The sequence below is a fragment of the Paramesorhizobium salinisoli genome, from assembly GCF_003335045.1.
Classification (GTDB): Bacteria; Pseudomonadota; Alphaproteobacteria; order Rhizobiales; family Rhizobiaceae; genus Paramesorhizobium; species Paramesorhizobium salinisoli.
Genome location: NZ_QOZG01000051.1, coordinates 1 through 4,374, shown reverse-complemented (window position 1 = coordinate 4,374; position 4,374 = coordinate 1). Strand labels below are relative to the sequence as shown.

At 57.2% G+C, this 4,374-nt stretch carries 4 protein-coding genes and 3 pseudogenes; 5 read left to right on the top strand and 2 right to left on the bottom strand.

What is annotated here, in order from left to right; translation table 11 throughout:
- Positions 1-108, top strand: a pseudogene (locus tag DUT91_RS27060) (IS110 family transposase); the annotation flags it as partial.
- Between the two features lie 96 nt (positions 109-204).
- Here DUT91_RS27060 and DUT91_RS24525 read toward each other — a convergent pair.
- Positions 205-564, bottom strand: a pseudogene (locus tag DUT91_RS24525) (IS21 family transposase); the annotation flags it as partial.
- A gap of 215 nt (positions 565-779) precedes the next feature.
- On the opposite strand from DUT91_RS24525, the gene DUT91_RS25920 reads away from it, so the two are divergent.
- From DUT91_RS25920 to DUT91_RS24510, 4 genes and pseudogenes are all read left to right on the top strand, one after another.
- Positions 780-953 (top strand): hypothetical protein, encoded by a 174-nt coding sequence (locus DUT91_RS25920; RefSeq protein WP_160113715.1) that lies wholly within the window; start codon positions 780-782, stop codon positions 951-953.
- Between the two features lie 49 nt (positions 954-1,002).
- On the top strand, positions 1,003-1,440 hold the full coding sequence (locus tag DUT91_RS24515) for an OsmC family protein (RefSeq protein WP_114443000.1): 438 nt from the start codon (positions 1,003-1,005) through the stop codon (positions 1,438-1,440).
- 333 nt (positions 1,441-1,773) lie between these two features.
- Positions 1,774-2,082: pseudogene (locus tag DUT91_RS27055) on the top strand (chorismate mutase); the annotation flags it as partial.
- 24 nt (positions 2,083-2,106) lie between these two features.
- The gene (locus tag DUT91_RS24510) at positions 2,107-3,663 is read left to right on the top strand and encodes a serine hydrolase (RefSeq protein WP_281032645.1); all 1,557 of its coding nucleotides are present in this window, start codon (positions 2,107-2,109) and stop codon (positions 3,661-3,663) included.
- Here DUT91_RS24510 and DUT91_RS24505 read toward each other — a convergent pair.
- The gene (locus DUT91_RS24505) at positions 3,608-4,033 is read right to left on the bottom strand and encodes an ATP-binding cassette domain-containing protein (RefSeq protein ID WP_114442998.1); all 426 of its coding nucleotides are present in this window, start codon (positions 4,031-4,033) and stop codon (positions 3,608-3,610) included. The two genes, DUT91_RS24510 and DUT91_RS24505, sit on opposite strands and share 56 nt — an antisense overlap.
- Between the last annotated feature and the right edge of the window lie 341 nt (positions 4,034-4,374).

Sequence of the window (4,374 nt, the reverse complement as noted above, 5' to 3'; positions counted from 1 at the left end):
TCGGGCAAGCCCGCCAAAATCGCCATAGTTGCGATTATGCGAAAGCTCATTGTGACCGCCAATGCCCTGATCAAAGCTGATCGGCTTTGGGCCGAAAAACCTGCTTGACCATAACGGAAACTAATCGTATCCTCGTCGAGAGGGATTTGTCGTATAATTCTTCCATCTACGATTTGGCAATCGTAGCTATAAGTGTTTGATCAGCGCCCTGTGATACAGCGGCCCGAACACCTCCTGGCGACGCTGATCCCGCTCGCGTATGTAATCCTTGATGATCGTGTAGCCGCCGGTGAAACCGCACTCGTCACGAAGACGGTCAAACACCCACTTGGCCGTATGGCGCTGCTTGCGCTGCACCTTCACGTCCTCATCAAGCCAATGCTCGATCGTCGACACGAACGTATCCAGCTTTGGCCGTCAGATCGGTGATTGTCCCTGATAGCCGGGGGCGTCGAATAGGACAGCATCTTGGCAACGCTGTCGCGCGATATGTTGAAATGCTTTTGCAGCTTGACGCCGGCTCATACCTTCAGAACAAGCCAATCGAACCTTCAGAAGTTCCACAGTGTAGATCCCCTAGCCCTCCGCATTCGTCGCCGAAGCGTAAAAAGGTGGCGGGGTTTTAATCCGCCGAACCGGGACTATCCCCACCGCTACTGTGGTCGACTTCTCACCGCCGCTCACGCGAGTCGCGCCGAGCAAAATAGGGGTGATGGCGCCCCTATTTTTTTCCAGAAACGAGTATTTTATGTCTTGAGGTACACATGGAGGATGTTTTCATGGATCGAACGCTTGTCGTTGAAGACCAAGACCTGATGCGATTGGTGTTGATCGCTGAAATGAAGGCGAGTGTTGGCGACTGCCTTGTCATGGGCGCTCAGACGTTCCAGAAGACGGTCAAGACCAGACAGGCGCGCTGGTCAGTCGATGGATATCCTCGGTGGCAGGCGTGAATGCGATGCGAGGGCAACTGCAACTCTTCTCATATCAAGGAGACTAGAAATGGACAGGAAAGCAACGGCAATCTGGAAGGGTGGGCTCACTGACGGTTCTGGCACACTCAATACCCAAAGCGGCGCCCTGAATGAACTTCCCTATAATTTCAAAGCGCGCTTTGAAGACGAGAAAGGCACCTCGGGGGCAAATCCCGAAGAATTGCTCGCTGCGGCACATGCCGGCTGCTTCGCCATGCAGCTTTCGCATTTTCTCGCCGAAAACGGCACACCGGCGCAAAAGCTAGAGGCAACGGCAGCAATCACCGTCAATCCGGCTTCCGGCGGCGGCTTCGAAATAACCAAAAGCGCGATAACGCTGGTCGGCACCGTCCCAGACATCAACCAGGACGATTTCCGCAAATTGGCCCAGCAGGCCAAGGAAGGCTGCCCCCTTTCAAAGGCGCTCGGCATGATCGAAATCATCCTTGACGCAAGGCTCGCCTGACCGCCTATCGCATTTATCCCGCTCCAGGACGAGGCGTTTACTCCGGGAGGTGGCCTTGGTTATGGGCCCACCATATTTCGCCCGCGGCAGATGTCCTCACCCTGGAGATCGCCGGTTGCCGCGGCCCGGATCTTGTCTCATCTTGGCTTCCTTCGAGTGAGCTACGATGACGGAAATTCCTATGCTCTCAAATAAACCAATTCTGTCTCAGGGGCGCTGATGTCAGACACAGAAGGGGTCGCTCATAATACATGTACAAAAGAACACGCTTATATAGCTGCAGCATAGCACGCTATGCAGTGATGGCATTTGGATTGTAAGGAGGCGCGTAGCGTGAGGAACGAGTCCGAGATCAAAGCTGAACTTTTCTCATATCGGCAGTCGATCGACAATATCGACGCCGCTCTGGTCAACATGCAAGCTGAGCGCTTTTGTTATACCGGCAAAGTTGGCTTGTTGAAAACCCGATACGGATTGCCGCCAGCCGATCCGGTGCGTGAGAAACTTCAGGTCGTACGGATTGCCGAGGACGCACGTCTTGATCAGAATTTCGCGGGGAAACTGCTGAACTTCATCATCAGGGAAGTCATCCGGCATCATAAGCAGATCGCAATACCTGCCCGCGGGGGCGCTGTGGCAGGCCGTCTCTTGATATTTGTTCTGTCGATGGCTTGGCTCTGTGTTGGTACCCGTGCCGAAACGTCCACGCCGGCATCCACGGCCGCACACATCTATGCCCCCTTGGTCGAAGAGAGCTACACCCATTTTGATCTCCCCGGGCTCGCTGTGGGTGTGATCGAGGACGGCAAGGTGGTCTATATCAGCATTGCCGGTGAGCGTACTGCCGGTTCCGACCGGAAGATCGACGCCGATACGCTGTTCAAGATCGGCTCCAACAGCAAGGCGATGACCACCGCCCTGCTCGGCCGCCTCGTGGATCAGGGCAAGCTGCGCTGGGATGATCCGGTCACAAAATACCTGCCCGACTTCCGCATGTATGATTCCTGGGTGACGAAGCAAATGCGCATAAGCGATCTGCTCATCCATGCCAGCGGCCTGCCGGCCGGGGCCGGCGACCTGATGCTGTGGCCGGAGCCCAATGATTTTACCCCTGCCGACATCATCCACGCGCTGCGCTATTTCAGGCCCGCCTACAGCTTTCGCAGCCAGTACGAGTACGACAATCTCCTCTATGTGGTGGCCGGTCAGGTGGCCGCCGTTGCCGGTGGCGCGCCTTACGAAACACTGATGCGCCGGGAGGTGTTCGAGCCGCTCAGCCTCACGCGCTGCCAGGTAGGCCGCTGGGATCGCGATGCGGTGGGAAACGTGGCCGAGCCGCACGGCTTCATCGATGGCCGCAACCAGGTGATCCGCGCCGACGGCGCCATCATCCCCGCCTCCCCCTCCGACCCCGCCGGCGGCATCCGTTGCAGCCTCAATGACATGCTCACATGGGCGCTCACATGGCTTGCCCCCACCCCGATGCAACTCGCTTGGCTCTCTCCTAAGCAACGCGAGGTGCTGCAATCACCGCACATGCTGATCCCCGTATCGGCGCAGATGCGCCAGTGGAACAATACTCATGTAATGGCGTATGGCTATGGCTGGCGCATGGCCGACGCCAATGGCCATTGGACGGTGTGGCACACCGGCACGCTTGCCGGAATGTATAGCGAGTTGAGGCTCCTGCCCGACAGCCGCAGCGGCTTCGTCACCCTGATCAACGGCAATGGCGGCAAAGCCCGAATGGTACTGTCCGAGGCGCTACTCAAGCACTTCACCGATCCGGCCGACCGGCGCGGAATAGCTGACTACGCCGCACAATTGGACACACTGCACGCAGCACCGGAGACGAAACCCGCCACACCGGACCAGGTTGCCATTCAGCCTGCTGATGCGCGATCGCTGGCCGGCCGCCTCGGTATCTACCGAGATCCTTGGCTGGGACTGGCCTCGATCTGCGTTCGCGATGACGAGGTGCGTTTTCAGGTAAACAAATCTCCGCGCCTCGCCGGCACGGTCATGAAGCAAGGAAACCGCTATCTGGTGCGTTGGGATGATCGCAGCGTCCAACCGGATGCCTGGCTCAACTTCCGCCCCGGCTCACCTGCACAGTTGACCATGGCTCCCCATGAGGGCTACAGCTCCGACTACAAGGACATTGATTTCACCCGAAAGAGCGGTTGTGCTCAAAGCGGCTCAGATTGGGGTCGGTTCGATTGAGCCAAAGTCCAGAAAGCGCGTCCTCCAACGAATATAACGTTGGGCAGCGGCGTGCCGGACCATTCACACGCGCTTTCTGGTCGGCCTCCTGATCGAATAGAGCGATATTGTCAGCAATCGTTCCGGCAAACAGCCGGTCCGCCTGAAGCACTGAAGCCGTCATGCGTCGATAGTTCGAAAGGCCGATCCCGTTGATGTCGTGCCCGTCGACAAGAACCTTTCCGGCGGTGGGAGAAATAAGCCCTGACATTATCTTGAGAAGTGTCGTTTTCCCGCATCCTGATGGACCAACGATGGCAATGCACTCGCCCGGCTCGACGTCGATATCGATGCCGTCAAGATTTTCGGCATGTGCACGAAAAGAACTCACCCGCGCTCAAGACGCTCTTGGTTAGCCTCCATCTTCGCCTTGGATCCATTCCCTATTTTTCCTTCCTGCCTTTGCTGGAACCGCCACCGCTGATCTAACTGTCAGCCAGCGCTTTCGCGCATTTTCCGTCAGAAGAATCTTTGATGGTCAAAGCGGTAAGCAAAGTCGAGTGCTGATATCTGTCCGGCCTCTGACACGATCCAATGCAACTCTAAGGTTCTCGACCTTGTGGCGTTGACGGTAGAGCATCGTGTCGTAGGCGTATGGGACTTTACGGCTTCGGCTCGACGGGATGCATGGCTCGATGCCTCGTGCTTCCAGCTCCTCGCGGAACCAGGCGC